The 19109-nt window shown below is 41.0% G+C and carries 15 protein-coding genes and 1 pseudogene; 8 read left to right on the top strand and 8 right to left on the bottom strand.

Translation table 11 applies throughout. The features are described from left to right. Positions 1-184: 184 nt before the first annotated feature. From HGO23_RS10340 to HGO23_RS19930, 4 genes are all read left to right on the top strand, one after another. On the top strand, positions 185-1735 hold the full coding sequence (locus HGO23_RS10340; protein ID WP_099136586.1) for a cobyric acid synthase: 1551 nt from the start codon (positions 185-187) through the stop codon (positions 1733-1735). After that, positions 1732-2517 (top strand): adenosylcobalamin/alpha-ribazole phosphatase, encoded by a 786-nt coding sequence (locus tag HGO23_RS10335; RefSeq protein ID WP_425330493.1) that lies wholly within the window; start codon positions 1732-1734, stop codon positions 2515-2517. The genes HGO23_RS10340 and HGO23_RS10335 overlap by 4 nt, the downstream gene beginning before the upstream one ends. Positions 2518-2696: 179 nt before the next feature. After that, positions 2697-3776 carry a surface lipoprotein assembly modifier gene (locus HGO23_RS19935; RefSeq protein ID WP_280529516.1) on the top strand — a complete coding sequence of 360 codons (1080 nt, stop codon included), beginning with the start codon at positions 2697-2699 and terminating at the stop codon, positions 3774-3776. Continuing rightward, positions 3664-4014: a surface lipoprotein assembly modifier gene (locus tag HGO23_RS19930; protein ID WP_342355502.1), complete on the top strand. Its 351-nt coding sequence runs from the start codon at positions 3664-3666 to the stop codon at positions 4012-4014. Before HGO23_RS19935 ends, HGO23_RS19930 begins: the two co-directional genes overlap by 113 nt. A 14-nt stretch (positions 4015-4028) precedes the next feature. Here HGO23_RS19930 and HGO23_RS10325 read toward each other — a convergent pair whose 3' ends face one another. The 4 genes and pseudogenes from HGO23_RS10325 to HGO23_RS10310 form a co-directional block, all read right to left on the bottom strand. After that, entirely contained in the window at positions 4029-5681 is a 1653-nt protein-coding gene (locus HGO23_RS10325) for an FGGY-family carbohydrate kinase (protein ID WP_209026564.1), read from the bottom strand. Between the two features lie 261 nt (positions 5682-5942). After that, positions 5943-7346 carry a coniferyl aldehyde dehydrogenase gene (locus HGO23_RS10320; protein ID WP_209026563.1) on the bottom strand — a complete coding sequence of 468 codons (1404 nt, stop codon included), beginning with the start codon at positions 7344-7346 and terminating at the stop codon, positions 5943-5945. Further along, entirely contained in the window at positions 7343-8122 is a 780-nt protein-coding gene (locus HGO23_RS10315; RefSeq protein WP_209026562.1) for a lysoplasmalogenase, read from the bottom strand. Before HGO23_RS10315 ends, HGO23_RS10320 begins: the two co-directional genes overlap by 4 nt. Positions 8123-8212: 90 nt before the next feature. Then, positions 8213-8347, bottom strand: a pseudogene (locus HGO23_RS10310) (IS5/IS1182 family transposase); the annotation flags it as partial. A 280-nt stretch (positions 8348-8627) separates the two neighbouring features. Here HGO23_RS10310 and HGO23_RS10305 point away from each other — a divergent pair. Then, positions 8628-9545, top strand: a complete 918-nt coding sequence (locus HGO23_RS10305; protein WP_416778706.1) for a tyrosine-type recombinase/integrase — start codon at positions 8628-8630, stop codon at positions 9543-9545. Positions 9546-9617: 72 nt separating this feature from the next. Here the strand turns inward: HGO23_RS10305 and uspE are convergent, their stop codons facing one another. After that, positions 9618-10559, bottom strand: coding sequence for a universal stress protein UspE (gene uspE / locus HGO23_RS10300; RefSeq protein WP_099136590.1), 942 nt, complete (start codon positions 10557-10559; stop codon positions 9618-9620). A gap of 128 nt (positions 10560-10687) precedes the next feature. After that, the gene (locus tag HGO23_RS10295; RefSeq protein WP_099136591.1) at positions 10688-11443 is read right to left on the bottom strand and encodes a fumarate/nitrate reduction transcriptional regulator Fnr; all 756 of its coding nucleotides are present in this window, start codon (positions 11441-11443) and stop codon (positions 10688-10690) included. A 259-nt stretch (positions 11444-11702) separates the two neighbouring features. Between HGO23_RS10295 and HGO23_RS10290 the strand changes: the two genes are divergently transcribed. From HGO23_RS10290 to tyrP, 3 genes are all read left to right on the top strand, one after another. After that, on the top strand, positions 11703-12605 hold the full coding sequence (locus tag HGO23_RS10290) for a dimethyl sulfoxide reductase anchor subunit family protein (protein WP_209026561.1): 903 nt from the start codon (positions 11703-11705) through the stop codon (positions 12603-12605). A 303-nt stretch (positions 12606-12908) separates the two neighbouring features. Continuing rightward, positions 12909-14858 (top strand): pyridoxal phosphate-dependent decarboxylase family protein, encoded by a 1950-nt coding sequence (locus HGO23_RS10285; protein ID WP_209026560.1) that lies wholly within the window; start codon positions 12909-12911, stop codon positions 14856-14858. An 18-nt stretch (positions 14859-14876) separates the two neighbouring features. Then, complete coding sequence (gene tyrP, locus HGO23_RS10280) at positions 14877-16085, top strand: tyrosine transporter TyrP (RefSeq protein ID WP_209026559.1); 1209 nt, start codon at positions 14877-14879, stop codon at positions 16083-16085. 61 nt (positions 16086-16146) lie between these two features. Here tyrP and HGO23_RS10275 read toward each other — a convergent pair whose 3' ends face one another. Both HGO23_RS10275 and HGO23_RS10270 read right to left on the bottom strand, forming a co-directional pair. Further along, complete coding sequence (locus HGO23_RS10275; protein WP_209026558.1) at positions 16147-17367, bottom strand: MFS transporter; 1221 nt, start codon at positions 17365-17367, stop codon at positions 16147-16149. Between the two features lie 133 nt (positions 17368-17500). Beyond that, on the bottom strand, positions 17501-19021 hold the full coding sequence (locus tag HGO23_RS10270) for a trypsin-like serine peptidase (protein ID WP_209026557.1): 1521 nt from the start codon (positions 19019-19021) through the stop codon (positions 17501-17503). Positions 19022-19109: the final 88 nt, after the last annotated feature.

Genomic DNA, 19109 nt, shown 5'->3' with positions numbered 1-19109 from the left:
AGAACATGAATTGAAGATATTAGAGGTTAGGAACATAGAGTGAAAGAAACATAGGGTGAAAAGTGGAATAACGCCCCACACTGAAGGCGGATTGCCTCTGTGTAAGACAGAGCAGGAACTTTTTTCTATTATTGCGAAACAAATTATTGCGAAACAAGTCACTTAGCATAAGGGAGAAAATAGAATGACATTATCGCTGATGGTTCAGGGCACGGCGTCGGATGTAGGCAAAAGTGTGCTGGTAGCAGGATTTTGCCGGATATTTTCACAGGATGGTTATCGTTGCACTCCCTTTAAATCTCAGAATATGGCGCTTAATTCCGGGATTACCGCAGATGGCAAAGAGATGGGACGAGCACAGATATTTCAGGCGGAAGCAGCCGGAATTGCGCCGGATGTGCGTATGAATCCTGTATTGCTGAAACCCACTAGCGATCGCAAGGCTCAGGTGATTTTTATGGGGAAAGTCATGTGCAGCATGAACGCGGTGGAATATCACGAGCATAAACCCCAATTGCTTCAGCAGATTTTGATGGCATATAACGGGTTAGCAGCAGAAACGGATATCATAGTATTAGAAGGGGCGGGCAGTCCGGCAGAGATCAATCTGCGTGATCGCGATATCGTCAATATGGGCATGGCCGAATTAGTGGATGCCCCGGTCATTTTGGTGGCGGATATTGATCGTGGCGGAGTATTCGCATCCATCTACGGCACATTAGCTTTACTTAAACCCGAGGAAAAAGCCCGCATCAAGGGTGTCATCATTAATAAATTTCGCGGTGATATATCTTTGTTGCAATCAGGAATTGAGCAGATTGAAGCCTTAACACAAGTACCAATATTGGGAGTATTGCCGTGGCTGGATCTTGATCTGGAAGATGAAGACAGCGTCGCTTTGCAGGTGGGTAAATATGACCAACAGAAGCGAAAAACAGCAGATTGTCTGGATATTGTTGTCATCCAATACCCTCATATTGCTAATTTCACCGATTTCAATGCACTGGCGGCTCAACCGGATGTGCATTTGCGTTATGTCTCCGAGCCTTCTGAACTTCAGGGCGCCGATCTTATTATTCTGCCCGGTAGCAAGAATACGTTAGGAGATTTGGCATGGTTGAAAACTCAGGGCTTTGAGCAGGAAATTATCACAGCCCAGCAGAAAAATGTGCCGATTATCGGGATCTGTGGTGGCTATCAAATGTTGGGTAAGCAGATTGTGGATGGAGTGGAATCCGGCTTAACCCAAATGGCAGGTTTAGGTTTATTGGATACTGAAACAGAATTTAGTAGCGAAAAACAGACCGCACAGGTCAGGGGAGTCGTGTCACCTGTGTTATCAGGTATGCTGAAATTATGCAGCGAACAACCTATTGTGGGCTATGAGATCCATATGGGAACTACCCGGCTTGGTAAGCAGGCAATGCCTTTCGCCAAAATGCATTTACACAATGGTGAAGAAAAAACGTGGTTTGACGGAGCTGTTGCACAAGATGGCTTGGTAATGGGAAGTTACCTGCATGGTTTATTTGATCAAAACACGTTTACCCGCCCGTTATTAAATCAACTGCGGATAAGAAAAGGTTTCGCTCCACTAGAAAATATGGCTTTTAATTACCTCCAGCACAAAGAAAAACAATTTAATATATTGGCTGCCAGTATGCGCGAGCATCTGGATATCGCGCGGATTTACCAGTTAATGTATGGACACAAATCCAGTGAAGTCATGCCATGATGTTGAAAGTAATAAACGTTGACGGCAAAAGACAAAACCAACAAGGAGAGAATAATCAGATGCGATTGTTTCTTGTTCGACATGGGCAGACACAAGCCAATATTGATGGTGTCTTTTGTGGCAAAACCGATTTACCTTTAACTGAAATTGGGATACAGCAGGGACAGCAAGTCGCTGATGCACTGAAAAACATCACTTTTCAATCTATCCACTGTAGTGAAATGCAAAGGGCACAACAAACAGCCCAAATCATTGCGCAATCAAATATATTTAAATTAACCATACAAAGTGACCACTGTCTCAATGAGTTGGATTTTGGCGCATGGGAACTGCGTCATCACACAGATATTGCTAACGAAGAGCCACAGGCTTGGTTACATTGGTTGGCGGATTGGCAAAATGGTTGTCCAACCGGGGGAGAGCCATTCCGGCATTTTTCAGCGCGGGTAGAGAAATATACTGAGGAGCTGCCTGCTGCTATTTCTTGTTCTAATACTGCCCGGAAAAATCAACTAATAGTTGCCCATCAAGGGGTTTTAGGCGTGATGATAACTAAATTACTAAAACTACCTATCACTGCTATGTGGTCTTTTCCCTTCCAACAAGGGGCCTACAGTGTCGTCAATAACTATGCGGGATTTGCCACTTTGCAATCGTTTAATGCTCGGACAGAATGTTGGCCGGATAAACGTAAGACAGTGTCCTGTCTTTGGGCAGCCAGTGACAAATTTCCCGGAAAAGTGCCTGCGGGTAACGAGGACGGTAGCGATCATAACCTTTAGCCAAACCATCAAATTTTTCTTTATGCTGTGTCATATTATCCTCTGTTCCTTCTCTATTGGGTGATGGGTTCAATTGATTAAGAATGTAATTGAGTCGTCCATCCGCGCGGACAGCAATCAACATTTGTTCTGATGGTAGATAGAAATCCTCTAATAATGTTTCAGCGATAATATTACTCGTGTCACTACTGACATCACTCCTTTTTTCAACAGGCTACGCCAATGATATATCAAATGCGATTTCGCCAAAGGGTAACATTTCGTCGATTGTTTTTGGTAAACCGACAAAGATTCATGGGCAAGAATTTAAGATTGAAAACAATCTTAAGGATATCGGTCAAGCGCTGTACCTTGCCATTAATTATCAGCAATGGTCAGATGTAAGACGCTTTTTATCGGTTTACCAAAAATTGCCGGGGCATGATGTTATGTTGGTCAATTTTGCCCAAGGTGGGCTGGCACGTCATGAGGGGAATTTAACTCTCGCAGCTTCCCTCTATCAAAAGATCCTGTATCAAAAACCGAATTTCACCCGTATCAAATTGGAATTAGCCCGTGTCTATTTTGAGGATCACAAAAACCGGGAAGCCAAACAGATAATGGATGAATTAAGTAAACAGCATCAATTACCCGCAACCGTTTTGAAGAACATAGATGATTATATAAAAGCAATAACCCAAAGAAATCGCTGGCGCAGTTCGTTTTCACTCAGTTATATCTATAACGATAATATAAATATGTCTCCAAATATGAAACCGGACTGCCTGCTTGTCTCAAAAGGCGAGTGTAAAATTGAACGGGAGATACCAAAAGCGATTAAGGAATGGGGCAGTGCTTATCATGTTATATTAAGCCGGCGCTACCAGCTTGTTGGTCACCACGGCATTTTTGGTCGCGGAATGATTGATGGTGAGGTCTATCCTCATTACCATAACGGAAACGAAAACACGTTTTTGTTGGTCAGTGGCTACAACTTTAAAAGCAGGAATCATGACTTATCTTTTGCCCCCTTGTTTGAATATCAACAACAAGCCGGGATTACCGAATACCATGCTGTCGCTGCCAAAATAGAATGGCAATGGGCTATCTCTGATCAAACTTTCCTCATCTTATTTCAATCTCTCCCATGCCATCGGCAACGATTTTATTCTGTTTGGCGGCACTGGCTGGAGCTATCGAAACAATCAACAATCAGCAGCTCGTTATCAACAATGGGGGGTTACTGCGGGGATAGCCGGGCCACTTTATTCCGGCATTGATAGCTCGCTGTTTGCTACATTGAAAACGCAACGTTTTGGCGCCTACAGCGCATTACTGGGTGCCAAACGTCAAGATAATGAACAGATCTATACCGCTTCCTTTAAATTTCCTGCCAGCAAAATCTTGGGGATGACACCTTCTGTCACTTTCCGCCACTTGCACAATCGTAGCAATATAAGCTGGCAATACAGTTACGATAAAAACGAAGTACAAATACAGCTAGAAAAATATTTTTAGTCGAAGCTATGGACTTAGCCTTTAAGCTCTCTGGCACACTGCTGGAGGCATTGAAATGATGTAAAACGGATGTTATGGCGTTCGCGATAGATCTCATTTGGCTGGTATGTGCGGTCAATGGCAGAAAAGTGCGCCATTGCCTGTCTGACACTCGCAAAAATGCCACCGGCCACCGACCCCAGAATGGCGGAACCGAGCAGAACAGGTTCACTGGCTTGAGTCGCAACCACCGTTACACCGCAGGTATCTGCAAGTAACTGGCGGACGAAAGGATGCTGACCTGCTCCTCCACTGATGACAATATTTTCAATTATTGCCCCTGATTTCGCCTGTGCCTCGATAATTTGTCGTAGCCCGTAACCGATACCGCACACACCGGCGATATAAAGAGAAAGCAGATTATTGAGACTGTTTTCCATACCCAATCCGGCAATGACCGCTCGAGCGTGAGGATCGGCAAAAGGAGCACGGTTCCCCAGAAACTCAGGAACGACATGAATACCTTCTGCCAGTTCGACAGCCTGGGAGGCAGATTGCGTTTTTCTCATAGCCATATCAGCTAAAAAAATCGGCAGAGATATGCCTTTCTCTTTTGCCATTGCTTTGGCTTCCAGTGCGGCAGGGTGCAAAGACAACAGTTGGTCGATTGCCGCTCCCGCTGTGCTTTGCCCACCTTCATTCAGCCACATACCGGGGATCATCGCAGAGAAGTAGGGGCCCCAGACACCGGGTATAAATATCGGTTCCTGAGTTGTCGTCATCGTGCAGGAAGAGGTGCCGAACACATAAGCCATGTTACGGGTCGCATCACCGTTGACACCAACAGTACCGATACCACCTGCGTGAGCATCAATCATACCAGCGGCGACTGGTGTACCTGCCAGTAAGCCCATCCGTTGTGCGGCGTCTTCTGTCAGCCCCTGACCACAAGGTGTTCCCGGTTCGACAATGCTCTGTCCGATACGGGTAAAGTTTTCATCTGCAAGTTCAGACAGACCGATTTGCCGGAAGTAATCCGCCTCCCAACGTTTTTCGTGCGCAAGATAGGTCCATTTACAGGTCACGGTACAGGTAGAGCGGGAAAGAGATCCGGTGGATTTCCAGGTCAGAAAATCGGCCAGATCAAAGAATTGCCATGTGTCATCAAAGGTTTTGCGGCGATTTTCTTTCAGCCAGAGAATTTTCGGTGTTTCCATTTCGGGGGAAATTTTACCGCCGACATAGTTAAGCACTGAATGACTTAATGCGTTGATGCGTTCTGCCTGTGCTGTCGCCCGGTGATCCATCCAGACAATGATATTGCGGTTCGGATCTTCACTCAGGCTGACAGAAATCGGTTCCATATCTTTATCTAACACAACCAATGAGCAGGTGGCATCAAAACCGATACCGGCAACTTGTTGCGGTGTGCTTTCAGAGCGCGACATCGCCTCTCTGACGCAATAGCAGACCGCATCCCAGATTTCACGACTGGATTGCTCAACAAAATTAGCACTATTTTTACTATCACGATAATTAGCACTATCACGATAAAGTGTTATATCGTGTTTGGCTGATGCCAGCATTTTCCCATTCATATCAAAAATACCGGCACGGGCACTGCCTGTACCGACATCAACACCAATGACGACTTGATCACTGTCCGGTCTGCTTACGTTATTATTCATAGTTCCTATTAATTTTTTTAAATTATATAAAGATCCAAAAACGGCAGTATGTTTTTTCAATGCCTTGAATTTAATAATAATCGTTTCTAAATAGATTGAATTAAATACATCCATAAATGTACTTATTTTGCGAACAATACTTGGGCAGATAATAACATTAGAAAAGTGAGTTAAAATGTTTTTGTATTCTTGCAACCATGAGTGATGAGTGCAGGGAAAATATTATTCTGTAATTACCTGATAACATGTTTTAATGATTTTTTATCGTGTGAGAAAGCGGATAATCATATTAACACGCTTACCATAGGGAGGACGTAGCTGATCTGTCAGTGCCAGATTGTATTTGCGCAAAATAGGCATGGCTTTGGAAAAGGTTTTAAAGCCTTCATAGCCGTGATATTGCCCCATACCGCTCGAACCTACGCCACCAAAGGGTAAGCTTGTACATGCAAATTGATACAGCGTGTCATTGATGCAAATGCTACCTGCGACGATGTGCAACAAAGCGGCCTCAATTTGCTTGTTATTTTTACTGAAACAATAAAAGGCCAATGGGCGATCACGGCTTGCAATATAATGGATTGCTTCATCATAAGAGCGGTAGGTTTTAATCGGTATCAGTGGCCCGAAAATTTCTTCCTGCATGATGGCACTGTTGTCATCAGGGTTTAGAACTAGCGTAGGAACGAGAACACGTTGCTTAAGCGCTTGTCTCGGATCAATAAGAGGCATAAGCGGAATGATCTGATGACCACGTATGGTTGCATCTTCAAGTAATTTAATAAGACGTTGATATTGGTTGTTATTGATAATGCTTGTATAGTCTGGAAAGTTGTTTGGTTGGGGATAGCGTTGCGAAATCTGTTCCTTAACCTCTGCAATAAACGACTCAATTACGCTTTCCGGCAATAATACGTAATCGGGTGCTATGCAGGTTTGTCCAGAATTGAAAAGCTTTCCGGTTATAATACGGGCAGCCGCTTTTTTCAGATCGGCATCGGGGGCAATCAGTGCTGGAGACTTGCCGCCAAGTTCCAGCGTAACGGGAGTGAGGTTTTGTGCGGCAGCGGCCATTACTTTTTTACCGATCGCCCTGGAGCCAGTGAAAAACAGGTGATCAAAGGGTAAGGCAGAAAAAGCGGCCGCAAAATCTGCTCCGCCTTGTGCAATACTGACACGGTTTTCAGGAAAAATTTTGCTTAGAAGTTTTTCTAAATAGGCATTGGTATGCGGCGTATGTTCTGAAGGTTTGATAAATACATGATTACCTGCGGCAAGAGCTGCTATTAATGGTGTGAGAGTCAAATTAACCGGATAGTTCCACGGCGCCATGATGCCAACAACTCCAAGCGGTACATAGCGTATTTCAGCCGTTGCCGGCCACAACTGCCATCCAGCCTTGCGTCTTTGTGGTTTTATCCATTTTTTAAGATACCGCAGACAAAGATCAATTTCCTTCAACACAGTTATTGCTTCTGCCAGTATGCTCTCGTGGCTAGAGCGATGACCGAAATCGTAGGAAACTGCTTCCGCCATTTCATTCAGGCTGGCTTTAAAATTTGCTCGTAAGCACAACAGATCATCCCGACGTTGGTATTCATCAGGTCGATTCTGTTCCCATGCTTGGCGCAGTGCGTCAAATTTGGTGTTGATTAATTCTGTCATTGATCACTCCTCCGCACAGAGCTGGCAAAACACCATTGAGCTATATAATAAGTGCCGAGTACCAAGAGCGGACTTAACGGAGTTTCAAAGTAAAAACGTCCATAAGCAAGCATGCTATCGCTGATAGCAAAAAAGATACTTCCAAGAGCGGCAGTATTTGCTGCATGTTGTGCTGGAAGCGTCGGGCTTTTAAATGGATAAATAATTGCTCTATTAACCGCTAACCCAGCCATGAGAGCCAAAATCGTAGCATAGATGGCAACCGGAATTTTCATGCTGTCAGGTAGATTATTCCACAGCCCGATGACTATTAATAATGCGATTACTACAAATATGATAAAGACTGCAAATATAATGAAAACCGTACGAATAATTATAAATTTTAAACTGAAATAGTGGTTTTTAATATCAGGAATATAAATACTGTCGCAACATAGAGCATAAATGTAAGCGCAATGTGTGAGCAGGAAGCAAAATAGTCCGGCCAAAAAATAGTCTTGCGGTAACATCAAAAAAAAATCACCCCCTACGGCAAATGCAAGCCCAAAAGCAATGGCGTTGCGATAATGCATTGAGATAGGTGCGCGGATCAACAGAATCCAAAACACTAATAGTGCTGTAGCGGTGGGCTTAGTCAGATAATGGAGCCAAATCCATGCGGAATTTACAGAAGCACTGAGTGAGGCACCTGCTATGGCGCTAACTGAAAGGAGTGTATAGAGCAATCCGATTTTGTTATGCAAATCATGCCGAGGAGTGCAATTATTTGATGGCATATATCTCGTTCCCCTGTTTCTTCCTTACTTTACAGTAACAGAATTTTTTTGACCTGCAACCAGGGCCTATTGACGTTTTGTATTCATCATTTACTCAACCCATATTGGTAACCAGATAATGACAAACGCCAGTGCCAACGTGCTGGCGAAATTTCGTGCAAATTTATATTATATTATTGTTATTGAACGAAAATATTTGATTCTGGCAAACGCATTTTCGACTATTTTTATTGTCCGTTCACAACAAAATTAAGGTGAATTATTTTTGTCATAATTCCTTTACTTATTAAAATATACATTTGAAAAAGTAAGATTTGAACAATAAGATAGTGTGAGTCATAAGTCCCAATTTTTACGTAGCGCGATCAACAGACATTGGAGTCAGGGGGCAGTTATGCGCCATAAAGATGATAAGAACGATAAAAATAAAGGGGAGAAAAACTCACTGATTGTGCTTTCTGGTGAGCAACAAAATTCCAACGGCTATCAAAAGCAGGGAATGGTTATGTCATTGTCTGCATCTGGTCATCAGATATATGACAATCCTGCCATTGCATATCTTGTCAGTCTTGGGTCAAAACGAAGTCGCCAAACTATGCAGTCATTTCTTAATATTGTGGCAAAAATGTTGGGTTACCAAAATGTGCGGGATTGTTTATGGAGTAATCTACGGCGCCATCATATTCAGGCCATTATGGAGATGCTCTCTGATTCAGGCAAAGCACCTGCAACGATTAATACTTATCTTTCTGCATTGAAAGGAGTTGCATTAGAAGCCTGGACAATGAAACAACTTGACACAGATAATTTTCAACATATTAAGCAAGTACGTTCTGTCAGAGGAAATCGCTTACCCAAAGGGCGGGCGCTTGAGCGTTATGAAATTAAGACCTTATTTTATATCTGTGAAAACGATCTCAGTACAAAAGGTTTACGCGATGCAGCCATTATCGGCATTCTGGTAGGTTGCGGTCTGCGCCGTTCAGAAATTGTCTTACTAGATCTGAAACACATCATTTATCGTGAACAAGCATTAAGAGTAATGGGGAAAGGAAACAAAGAACGTTTGTCATATATGCCGGAAGGAACATGGAGACGATTGAATCGTTGGGTTGATGAAGTTCGGGGAGATCATGCCGGGCCATTATTTACTCGTATCCGACGGCATGATGATGTAACAGAAAACCGCCTTTCCGATCAGGCTATTTATCATATATTGGAAACTCGCAGGATTGAAAGCGGAATAGAAAAATTTGCCCCTCACGATCTACGTAGAACCTTTGCCTCAGCTATGTTGGATAATGGCGAAGATATTGTGACTGTTAAAGATGCAATGGGACACTCAAGTATTACGACAACTCAAAAGTATGATCGGCGTGGAGATGAACGCCTGAGAAATGCGGCCAGGAATTTGAATTTTTGATTTAGTAATCATAGTTTGCCCGATATTTGAATAAATCCTATTTCGGGCAAACTCTCGAATCATTATTGATTATTATTCATCCACATCAATCGGACAAACGAAACCATCAGGTTTAATTGCCAGTAGATCGCATTTTAACCGGTCTATAACATATTCTGCAGTATTACCAAGAAATGCAGCAGATAAACCTGTACGTCCAAGAATGCCTAAAACAACCACACCAGCATTAATCTCCTCGCAAATTTCAGGAATGACTTTTTCCGGCAAACCTTCCTGAACATGTGTTTGTTCTTCGCTAATACAAAATTTCTGTCGTAGTTCTTTCATTGCGACTAAATGTTGACCACGTAATGCCCGATTATATACATTGGGATCAAAATCAGGCAGGTCTGTTGCAATGTTTAAAGGAGCAGCGGGGTAGGCACTGACAAGATGGATAAGAGGTTCTTTTACAATTCTGTTAGCAAGTTCTTGTGTTTCACGAACTAATTTCAGGTTGAGTTCATTATGATAGGATTCTTTGTTTGATAAATTCACCGCAACAACGGCTGATCCTTTTTCTGGCCATATCTGGTCTTTTACCATCCAGACAGGACAAGGGCATTTACGCAATAAATGCCAGTCTAGCGGTGTAAAAATTATAGACTCTAATAGAGAATGCTGATGTGCCATCTTCAATAGCAAATCATGCTCTCCAGAAATAACTTCCTGAATGATCGCTTCATAAAAACGATTATGCCAAACTACCTTGATTTCAATATCAATTCCTGATTCAAGGTAGTAATGCGCTTGTTGTTTTATCCAAGCAACCCGTTGACTAATAACACCTTTACGCATAGCTTTTCTTTCTTCGGGAGAAAGTAACGTGGTCATATCATATGAGAGATCATAAATGGGCAAGAAAGCCTTAATCCGGCCACCATTACGTTGCACGATATATACCGCACGTCTTAATGCTGGCTGATCATCCTGATTCGGATCAATTGCAACTAAGAGGTTTTGGTAGTTTGCCATATTAATACCTCGCAGAGGCTGGATGTGCCTTTCGGACAGAAAGATAAACTAATATAGACAACTATAACAGGGTAGGAGAGTACCAGATCAGCAAAATATAGTGATCTGGCTTAAATTTTGAGATAACTTTATATCACATTTAGGTGAGCTTTACCTGCTAGTTCAGTTAATTTCTCTATGTTTTCTACAGTGATATACTTTCCTTTAACACTTAAAATGCCATTTTTCTGAAAACGTCCAAGCAGACGGCTGATAGTTTCAACTGTCAAACCGAGATAATTACCGATATCACCACGTGTCATAGTCAGACGGAATTCACGGGGGGAAAAACCACGTTGTGCAAAACGGCGGGACAAATTATAAACAAATGCCGCCAGCCTTTCTTCTGCATTCTTTTTGGATAATAAGAGGATCATCTCCTGATCACCTTTAATTTCACCACTCATTAAACGCATCATCTGCTGGCGGAGATTTGGCATTTTTCCGGAAAGATCATCTAATGTTTCAAATGGAATTTCGCATACCATTGAAGTTTCCAATGCCTGAGCAAAACTAGGGTGCTCTGTGTTGATTATGGCATCAAATCCGACTAAATCCCCAGCAAGATGGAACCCCGTGATTTGCTCATCACCTTCTTCAGTGATTGTATAGCTTTTGATGGTTCCAGAACGGATAGCATAAAGCGATTTTAATGTGTCACCCGCTTTAAAAAGGGTTTGCCCTTTTTGGATAGGTTTTTTACGCTCAATGATATTATCAAGCTGATCGAGTTCATGTTCGTTTAAGGTGAAAGGAATGCATAGTTGGTTAATGCTGCAATCCTGACAGTGGATTACACAACCACCTGATTGAATCCGCCTAATAATGCGTTTTTCTGGAACCATAGGAAGTGCTCGTTAGAAATGATTGATGTTCGTCAATTTAACATATTTAGGTGGCTCTGATAAGAGCCTGATTTTTTTGTTAATCTATTGACGAAGAAAAAAATGAAATTTTGCTGTGATTAAGGCTTAACTTGCGTAAAATTCTGCACACTCAATATAACACACCAATAAAACTAAAATTATATTAATAATATAATGTTGGGTTGACGGTAGTGTATTGACGATAAAGGTGGGTTTACAGATAAATGGATGGATTAGCATGAGTGAATGGCTGTTAATTGCATTTACAATGATAGTGCAAAGTTCTATTGGCCTGGTACTGATGAGTGCACTTTATGTTTATTGTTTTAATCAGAAAACAAACGCAGGGCAACAATCAACGGCTGTACCTGTCCGCATAGCCCTAGTAATCAGTAGTATACTGTCTGGCATAGGGTTGCTATCTTCTTTGGATATTATGGAATATCCATTCAGTGTATATCGTTTATTACAATTACATAACATAATACATCAGCGGGAGTGGATAAATATAGAAACAACATTTGCTGCCATCTACTTTGGTGCATTGAGTTTATATACACTTTTTGTTTTGGTCACCAAGCGGGGACATGTATATGTTATGGCGGGGATCGGTATTATTGGCTTAACTGATATTCACTATATGGTCAGTATTTATTTGGATAGTACCATGATCACCTGGACAAATATTAACACTTATTTTTTGTTCTATGGCGCAGTATTTACGTTGGGGCCAGCACTGGCTTTGTCATTTATTAGTCAGTCGGGCAGAAAACTGATGCGAGAAAAAATTCCTACCAAACTTATTATGTCAGCACTGATTATTGTTTTTATCAGTGTGACAATGCGATTGATTGAACAACCAGCATACATGGGGTGGTTAGTAGAGACAGCATTGGGAAATGAAGGAAAAAACACCATTTTTCCCCATCAACCTGAACTTAATTTCAAAAGTGTATTCGGTTTCAGAATGATAACATGGTGTTTATACATTATTGCTATGGCGATCTGGGCATACACATTATGGAAAGGGCGATACAGAACACGCATCCGTACAGGTTGTCCTATTCTGTCGGGTACAGTCATTATGTTTGTTGCTGAAATTATTAATCAGTATATTTTCTTTATCATGTGCGATATGTAATTATTAATATCATCATAAAACTATATCCTCCGTTTCTTCTGATCTGCACAATAAAAAATGGGCTACCGTCACTGATTTTATGTGCAAAAAACCACAATATATTCATGGTTTTGTGTTTGCAAGCTATCCCCAAAACACTACCTTCTCTTTATCATTTCTTTGTGCCAGCGCACAAATTTAAAGTATTTATTAACTTATTATTAATATTTCAAATCATATGTTTTATATCTGTGTTCATAGCTCGACTTAGTTAATGAATAAATAGCTAATAAAGAATAATGAACAATCGAGGATATTGTGATTATGACTAAGCCACTTAATTCTAACTTAAATGTAGATGCTCTATTTTTAGGTCCAAAGTCAGAAAATGCTGTGTTTTTCAGGGAAATGATGGATTATGCGGTCAGTGAGCATATGCATTGGCGTTCAGGTTTTCATCCTGAAGATTCCGCCCTGGTTACGTCAATTGATCGCTATGAGCATAACTACAGAGAAACATTGTATCGGACAGAAGGAATATTAAATCAGTTATCGGCAAAACTAAAAAACACCTCCATTCCTTTCTTTTCTCCCCGTTATCTTGGACACATTAATGCTGACACTTTGATGGTTTCTAATCTCGCTTATGTCATGGCGATGATGTATAACCCGAATAACTGTTCTTATGAAGCATCACCAACTACAACAGATCTTGAGCTTGAATCCGGGTTAGATCTCTGCCAAATGTTTGGCTATGACTCACAACAAGCCTGGGGACACATCACCTCAGGAGGAACAGTGGCTAACTATGAGGGTCTTTGGGTTGCCAGAAACTTAAAAACACTATCTTTAGCTATCTCCCAACATCCCGAAACCAAAAATCTGCTCAGTCACAAGTCTCAAAAACAATTAATGAATATTCCAACAACAGAAGTCATTGATTTAATTAGTGAGTTAAAAAAGCAGGGCGTATTTAATGAAATACGCGATATGACATGTCGTGGCATAGGCGTTAAACCGGAAATTTTAGGTAAACTACTAGTACCACAGTCTAAGCATTACTCTTGGATAAAAGCAGCCGATATTTTTGGTATTGGACAAGAAAATATTATTCCATTGCCTGTTAATGAACATTACCAGACTGATGTTGCCAAGATGCGTGAAATTACGTTTTCTCTTATTGAGAAAGGAGAAGCTATTTTGGCAATGATTGCTGTGGTAGGTACAACGGAAGTAGGAGCAATTGATCGCATTGATGAAGTAATAAAGTTGAGACAGGAATGTGAAGAACGTTATGGGGCATCATTCTACATCCATGTTGATGCAGCCTATGCAGGTTATGCCTGCTCTTTACTGCTGAATGAGCAGGGAAAATTTATGGAATATGATGAATTAGTTAAGCATCATCACGAACTCGGTCTGATCCCTGAAAATATTAACTGGCCTAAACAGGGAGTCTATCAGAGTTTCAAGGCACTGAAACACGTCGATTCGATTACTGTTGACCCCCATAAGATGGGGTTCATTCAATATTCGGCAGGTGCTATCTGTATGAAGAATAAACAAATTCTTGATTTGATTTCTTCCCATGCTGCTTATGTCTTTGAAGATAGTGATGTTCACAGCGATTCACCAACCAGTAATCGAGGAATATTGGGTGCCTCTATTATGGAAGGCTCAAAAGCAGGAGCAACAGCCGCAGCTTTGTGGGCAGCTCATAGATTATTACCTCTGAACATTAATGGGTATGGCAAAGTGATCGCTGCCGGGATCGTCACTGCCAATCGATTATTGGATAAAATAACCAATGTGCAACCAATAAAGGTTGGGAAATATCAATTTGAAATGCATATCATGCCAACACCTGACTTTCATATGATTAACTTTTCTTTCAAGGAAGTCGGAAATACCAGCCTGCTGAACCACAACATTCTCAACAAACGGATCTATGAACTATGTTCATATTCCAACGGACGTGCTTATACCAACGATCTTCTCACATCATCAACAATACTGGATTACAAAGAGTATGGTGATACCCCTAGGTATTACGCTGAACAATGTGGTTTTAGTTATAGTGAATGGAAAGAAGTGCATCATATATATGTATTGCGGGCAGCCGTAATGACACATTGCCTGCGCAATAAAGAACACTTTGAAGAATATTGGGAGCAACTAAAATCTATTTTTGTTAAAAAACTGACTCAAATTGTTGATGAAAAAGAAAAACAATTACATCAAAGATTAGATTTTGATACTTCATTTCTTAGTTGATACTAAAGGGATATAGGTATGAAAAATCGTACCCTGGGAAGTATTTTTATTGTCGCTGGGACAACGATCGGAGCAGGTATGCTGGCAATGCCACTGGCTGCATCTGGTATCGGTTTCAGTGTTAGTTTTGTTATGCTGGTTGGAATATGGATTTTGATGAGTTATACCGCATTATTGCTGGTTGAAGCTTATCAGTATGAATCATTCGATACCGGTTTGGGAACACTAGCTTATCGTTATCTTGGGAAATATGGAAAAATCATTGCTGGTTTCAGTATGATGTTTCTGTTGTACGCCCTAACTGCGGCTTATATCAGTGGGGCAGGTGATTTGCTTACTGCCAACATTAATAAATGGTTAGGTGCTTCATTTCATGGTGCTGTTGGCGTACTTTTATTCACCTTAATTGGTGGTGGGATTGTCTGTATTGGCACTAGCTCTGTCGATTTTATAAACAGGATATTGTTTAGCGCCAAAATTATCTTTCTGGTATTGATGCTTGGTTTAATGCTTCCACACATCCAGCATGTAAATTTATTATCCATGCCTATTGAGCAAGGTCTTATTTTATCTGCTGTTCCTGTTGTTTTCACTTCATTTGGCTTTCATGGCAGCGTACCGAGCATTGTACGATATATGAAAGGTGATATTCGCAAATTACGATGGATATTTATTATCGGTAGTGCAATTCCTCTGATGGCTTATATCCTTTGGCAGTTAGCTACATTAGGAAGCCTTGATTCAACAACATTATTGGGAATTCTAGCTGAAAAATCCGGATTAGATGGATTGATCCGCTCGATTCGTGATGTAGTTACATCGCCAAAAACAGAATTTTCAGTGCAAATATTCGCTAATCTGGCATTAGCAACTTCTTTTTTGGGCGTCACGCTCGGGTTATTTGATTTTCTGGCAGATCTTTTCAAACGTCAGGATAATGTAGCAGGGCGCTTACAAACCGGATTGCTGACATTTGCACCTCCATTAGTGTTTGCTCTGTTTTATCCAAAGGGATTCGTCATGGCGTTGGGATATGCTGCTATTGCGTTATCAATCCTTGCTCTGTTATTACCTAGTATTTTGATTTTTAAGGTTCGCCAAAAAAATATATGCCAATATCGGGTCTTCGGCGGAACGCCTGCATTGGTTTTGGTATTTCTTTGTGGGATCGCAGTAATTTCTATTCAAATAGGTATTGTGACCGGAATGTTACCTGAAGTTGGATAAGTTCATTAACTCCTTATTATTTTCAAAAGGCTTTGGAATTAACCAAAGCCTTTTATTACGTTTATTGGTTTCGATTTAGTGACGCTGTCACTAAAAAATCTCTCAATATCAGCCCAATAGCTATTATCAAGCAGCTTCCCAGTATTATCATCGCGGTTGCGATACCGTGCTGGGTTAGTTGCATAGTCGCAATGGGGAGTAAAAATAGAATCGCCAGATTATTCAAGCTTTCAGATACTGCCAATATTTGGCCTTTGTTCCGTTTTGCTCGATTTGCCAAAATAGAAGTGCTGACAGGAGCTGCAAGACCGAGTGCACATCCCCATAACATCAGGCAACTAAGGCTAAAGAACAAGGACAATGGCAATAGCATAAATGCAGAACTGGCCGCGAAAAGTGTTATTACTGCCAACAGTAGCATGCATTCTTCCCGGATCTGTAAACGCTTCACAAAATATACAGACAGATTCCCCAAACCAAGCCCGATGCCAAATGCAGAAACAGAGATACCAACTGCGTCTGTTTCTAAATCATAATGTCGTCTTAATACTTCTCCGGTCAATATAAAAGCAGATACTGCCGTACCATTCCAAAACCCTTTTGCGATAAGAGGACAGATTAAATTCTCCTGGTATATCCATTGAAATGTGATTTCTGTTTTTCCTATTCGATGATTTTGGAAGGAGTTCCTTTTCAGGTTTAAAGGCAATTTTCGGCTTAAAACATTTCTGCTTAAAATAAAAAGCAAAATACATCCGATCGCACTCATCAAAAATGGTATCCGCCAGTTAAAAATTTCTGTTAATACTCCTGCGAAGACAGGGCCGACCGCAATACCCGCAGTCATGCCAAGCATAACTATTCCCATTGCTGAGGTTTGTTTATGGAGAGGGAAAATATCTGCAACCAGTGCAAAAATAGTTGGGATCAGAGCAGCCGAAGCAATACCTCCGAAAATACGCAATCCGATAGCAATTTCTAAATTGGGGGTTATAGTCAATGCCAACCCATCAAGTGAAAGAAACAGCAAAGATGCCAGTAACAATTTATATCGACTTATTCGATCTGATAACCAACCAAAAATCGGTGCTGAAAGTGCGTAAGCGAGGGCATAACTGGATACCAACCAGGCCGCTTTATCTGTTGTTGTTTCAAATGCTTCGGCCAATGGTTTGAGCATGGGAGATAGCATAAACTCTGTTGCACCGATGAAAAATACAGCAAATGAGAATATCGGTAAAATTAGCGGTGAAACTATAGGCAAAATAATACGTGATGGCATATTCAAGCCTCCTCTGATAGAAAATAGGATTGGATAGAAATAGACAAAATGGCTTGTATTAAGGAGAGAGAAAGGTTCTGAGTTTGAAAAAGGAGATTCACTGCCAGCGATTACTGGCAGTGGGGTTGTTTATTTATTTAGCAGCAGTTGCTTCAATATCAAGTACACTAATTAGGCTATCATTTTTTGCCATATCTTGACCATATGCACATACACGCCATGGAGCTTCAGATTTCGCCAGAGCTATAGGTCTCCAGGCAAAGCCGTAACCTGATTTATCATCACAGTTAGTTGTTGCTTTAGGGCCATATTTCACTTGAACACCCATGAGTTCATATTGTTGAGCTTTAACAGTTACATACCAGTTGTCACTCCCATGGTCATTTTTATGGATAATTGGTTTGATTGATGGTGGAACATTATCAATTTCTCGCAACATCACTGAGGCATCTTTTGTTTTTTGCCATTGACCATTGTTATTCTGATGGATAACACAGAGTTTATAAATGCCGTCTTTTTCAGGCAGTAACATGTTTTTCAATAGATTCTTGCTGGCTGAAACTGGAGCGCTATATCCTGCTTCATTTGTACAATCCACTTCGCTGATCAACCCTGTTTTATAGCGGATATTTTTGACATTAGCACCTTCTTTGATAATGACATCCCATTTTGCTTTCTCTCCGTCAACAACACTTTGAGTAATCCAAGGTGACCACAGCAGACTTCTTTCTAAAATGTCACCGCTATTATTTTCCAGTTTAGATAGATCCAGTTTGTTGTCCTTAGTTATTGCATTAGCAATGGTATCTACAGGAATGAAATAGCTGGCTCCTTCTTCTGAAACACCTTTATTGTTTTCGACAGTACAAGGTCTGCCGAGTCCACAACCGGTCATACCCGGTGTTGTGGTTGTATTAAGAACACCAATAACCTCTGTTTTACCTTTTTCAAAAACAGGGGAGCCAGATGTTCCGCCAACTACACCAGCACAGTTAACAGAGAAGACCGGAGACCAAATCCATGGCGCAGAACTTTCATATAATAATGGTGATTTTCCGGTAATATCACATTCAGACTTTCTAAGGTAAGCAAAATTGTAATCAACATTATTAACAGGAATATGAGTCAACACGATAGGCTGATGTTTCATCTTCAGGTTTTTCTTCAGCTTCAAAGGATGATAGCCTTTCTTAGCCAGATCACCATAAGTGGCCTTCAATTGTAAGACAGCGATATCTTGGTGTTTCATCGTTGAATACAGAATACGGTCAATTTTTATTGGTGAAAGGTTGTCTTTTTTGTCGATGAAATAATCCGGAGTATATTGCCAATAATCCATTTCTACTGGCCGATCAACGCTCACTTCATTTGTTCCTACATTGCTATTAACACAGTGTCCTGCTGTTAGTATCAAGGCCGGAGTTTCTGGGTTTGGTTCATTTTCACCAGCAATCAGGGTCGCAGTACAGTTTGCTCCTCCCACAAATTTACCGACAGTTCTGAATTTATTAGCACCAGGATCGGTTGATTTCATTAATGGAGCACCATTATTATTAGATTCAGCAAAATCAATAGATGTATTATTTAAAGCTAAAGCATTTGAACTTGCTGTGATAGAAAACAAACTAACTAACAGAGCATTACGATAAGTCATAATTTTCCTCCTTTAGGTTATGTAGATGACTCGATAGTTATTATCCGACTCATAATGCATAAGCTCTATTTAACTATCTTGTGTTGCC

The organism is Xenorhabdus budapestensis (genome assembly GCF_017743015.1).
GTDB lineage: Bacteria > Pseudomonadota > Gammaproteobacteria > Enterobacterales > Enterobacteriaceae > Xenorhabdus > Xenorhabdus budapestensis.
This window is presented reverse-complemented; position numbering and strand designations above follow the sequence as displayed.

Excerpts from the sequence above, each read along its gene's own strand:
- HGO23_RS10335 (WP_425330493.1), top strand. The coding sequence starts at position 1,732 with ATGATGTTGAAAGTAATAAACGTTGACGGCAAAAGACAAAACCAACAA.
- HGO23_RS10270 (WP_209026557.1), bottom strand. The coding sequence starts at position 19,021 with ATGACTTATCGTAATGCTCTGTTAGTTAGTTTGTTTTCTATCACAGCA.
- tyrP (WP_209026559.1), top strand. The coding sequence starts at position 14,877 with ATGAAAAATCGTACCCTGGGAAGTATTTTTATTGTCGCTGGGACAACG.
- uspE (WP_099136590.1), bottom strand. The coding sequence starts at position 10,559 with ATGGCAAACTACCAAAACCTCTTAGTTGCAATTGATCCGAATCAGGAT.
- HGO23_RS10305 (WP_416778706.1), top strand. The coding sequence starts at position 8,628 with ATGTCATTGTCTGCATCTGGTCATCAGATATATGACAATCCTGCCATT.
- HGO23_RS10290 (WP_209026561.1), top strand. The coding sequence starts at position 11,703 with ATGAGTGAATGGCTGTTAATTGCATTTACAATGATAGTGCAAAGTTCT.
- HGO23_RS10320 (WP_209026563.1), bottom strand. The coding sequence starts at position 7,346 with ATGACAGAATTAATCAACACCAAATTTGACGCACTGCGCCAAGCATGG.
- HGO23_RS10340 (WP_099136586.1), top strand. The coding sequence starts at position 185 with ATGACATTATCGCTGATGGTTCAGGGCACGGCGTCGGATGTAGGCAAA.
- HGO23_RS10325 (WP_209026564.1), bottom strand. The coding sequence starts at position 5,681 with ATGAATAATAACGTAAGCAGACCGGACAGTGATCAAGTCGTCATTGGT.
- HGO23_RS10295 (WP_099136591.1), bottom strand. The coding sequence starts at position 11,443 with ATGGTTCCAGAAAAACGCATTATTAGGCGGATTCAATCAGGTGGTTGT.
- HGO23_RS10285 (WP_209026560.1), top strand. The coding sequence starts at position 12,909 with ATGACTAAGCCACTTAATTCTAACTTAAATGTAGATGCTCTATTTTTA.
- HGO23_RS10315 (WP_209026562.1), bottom strand. The coding sequence starts at position 8,122 with ATGCCATCAAATAATTGCACTCCTCGGCATGATTTGCATAACAAAATC.
- HGO23_RS10275 (WP_209026558.1), bottom strand. The coding sequence starts at position 17,367 with ATGCCATCACGTATTATTTTGCCTATAGTTTCACCGCTAATTTTACCG.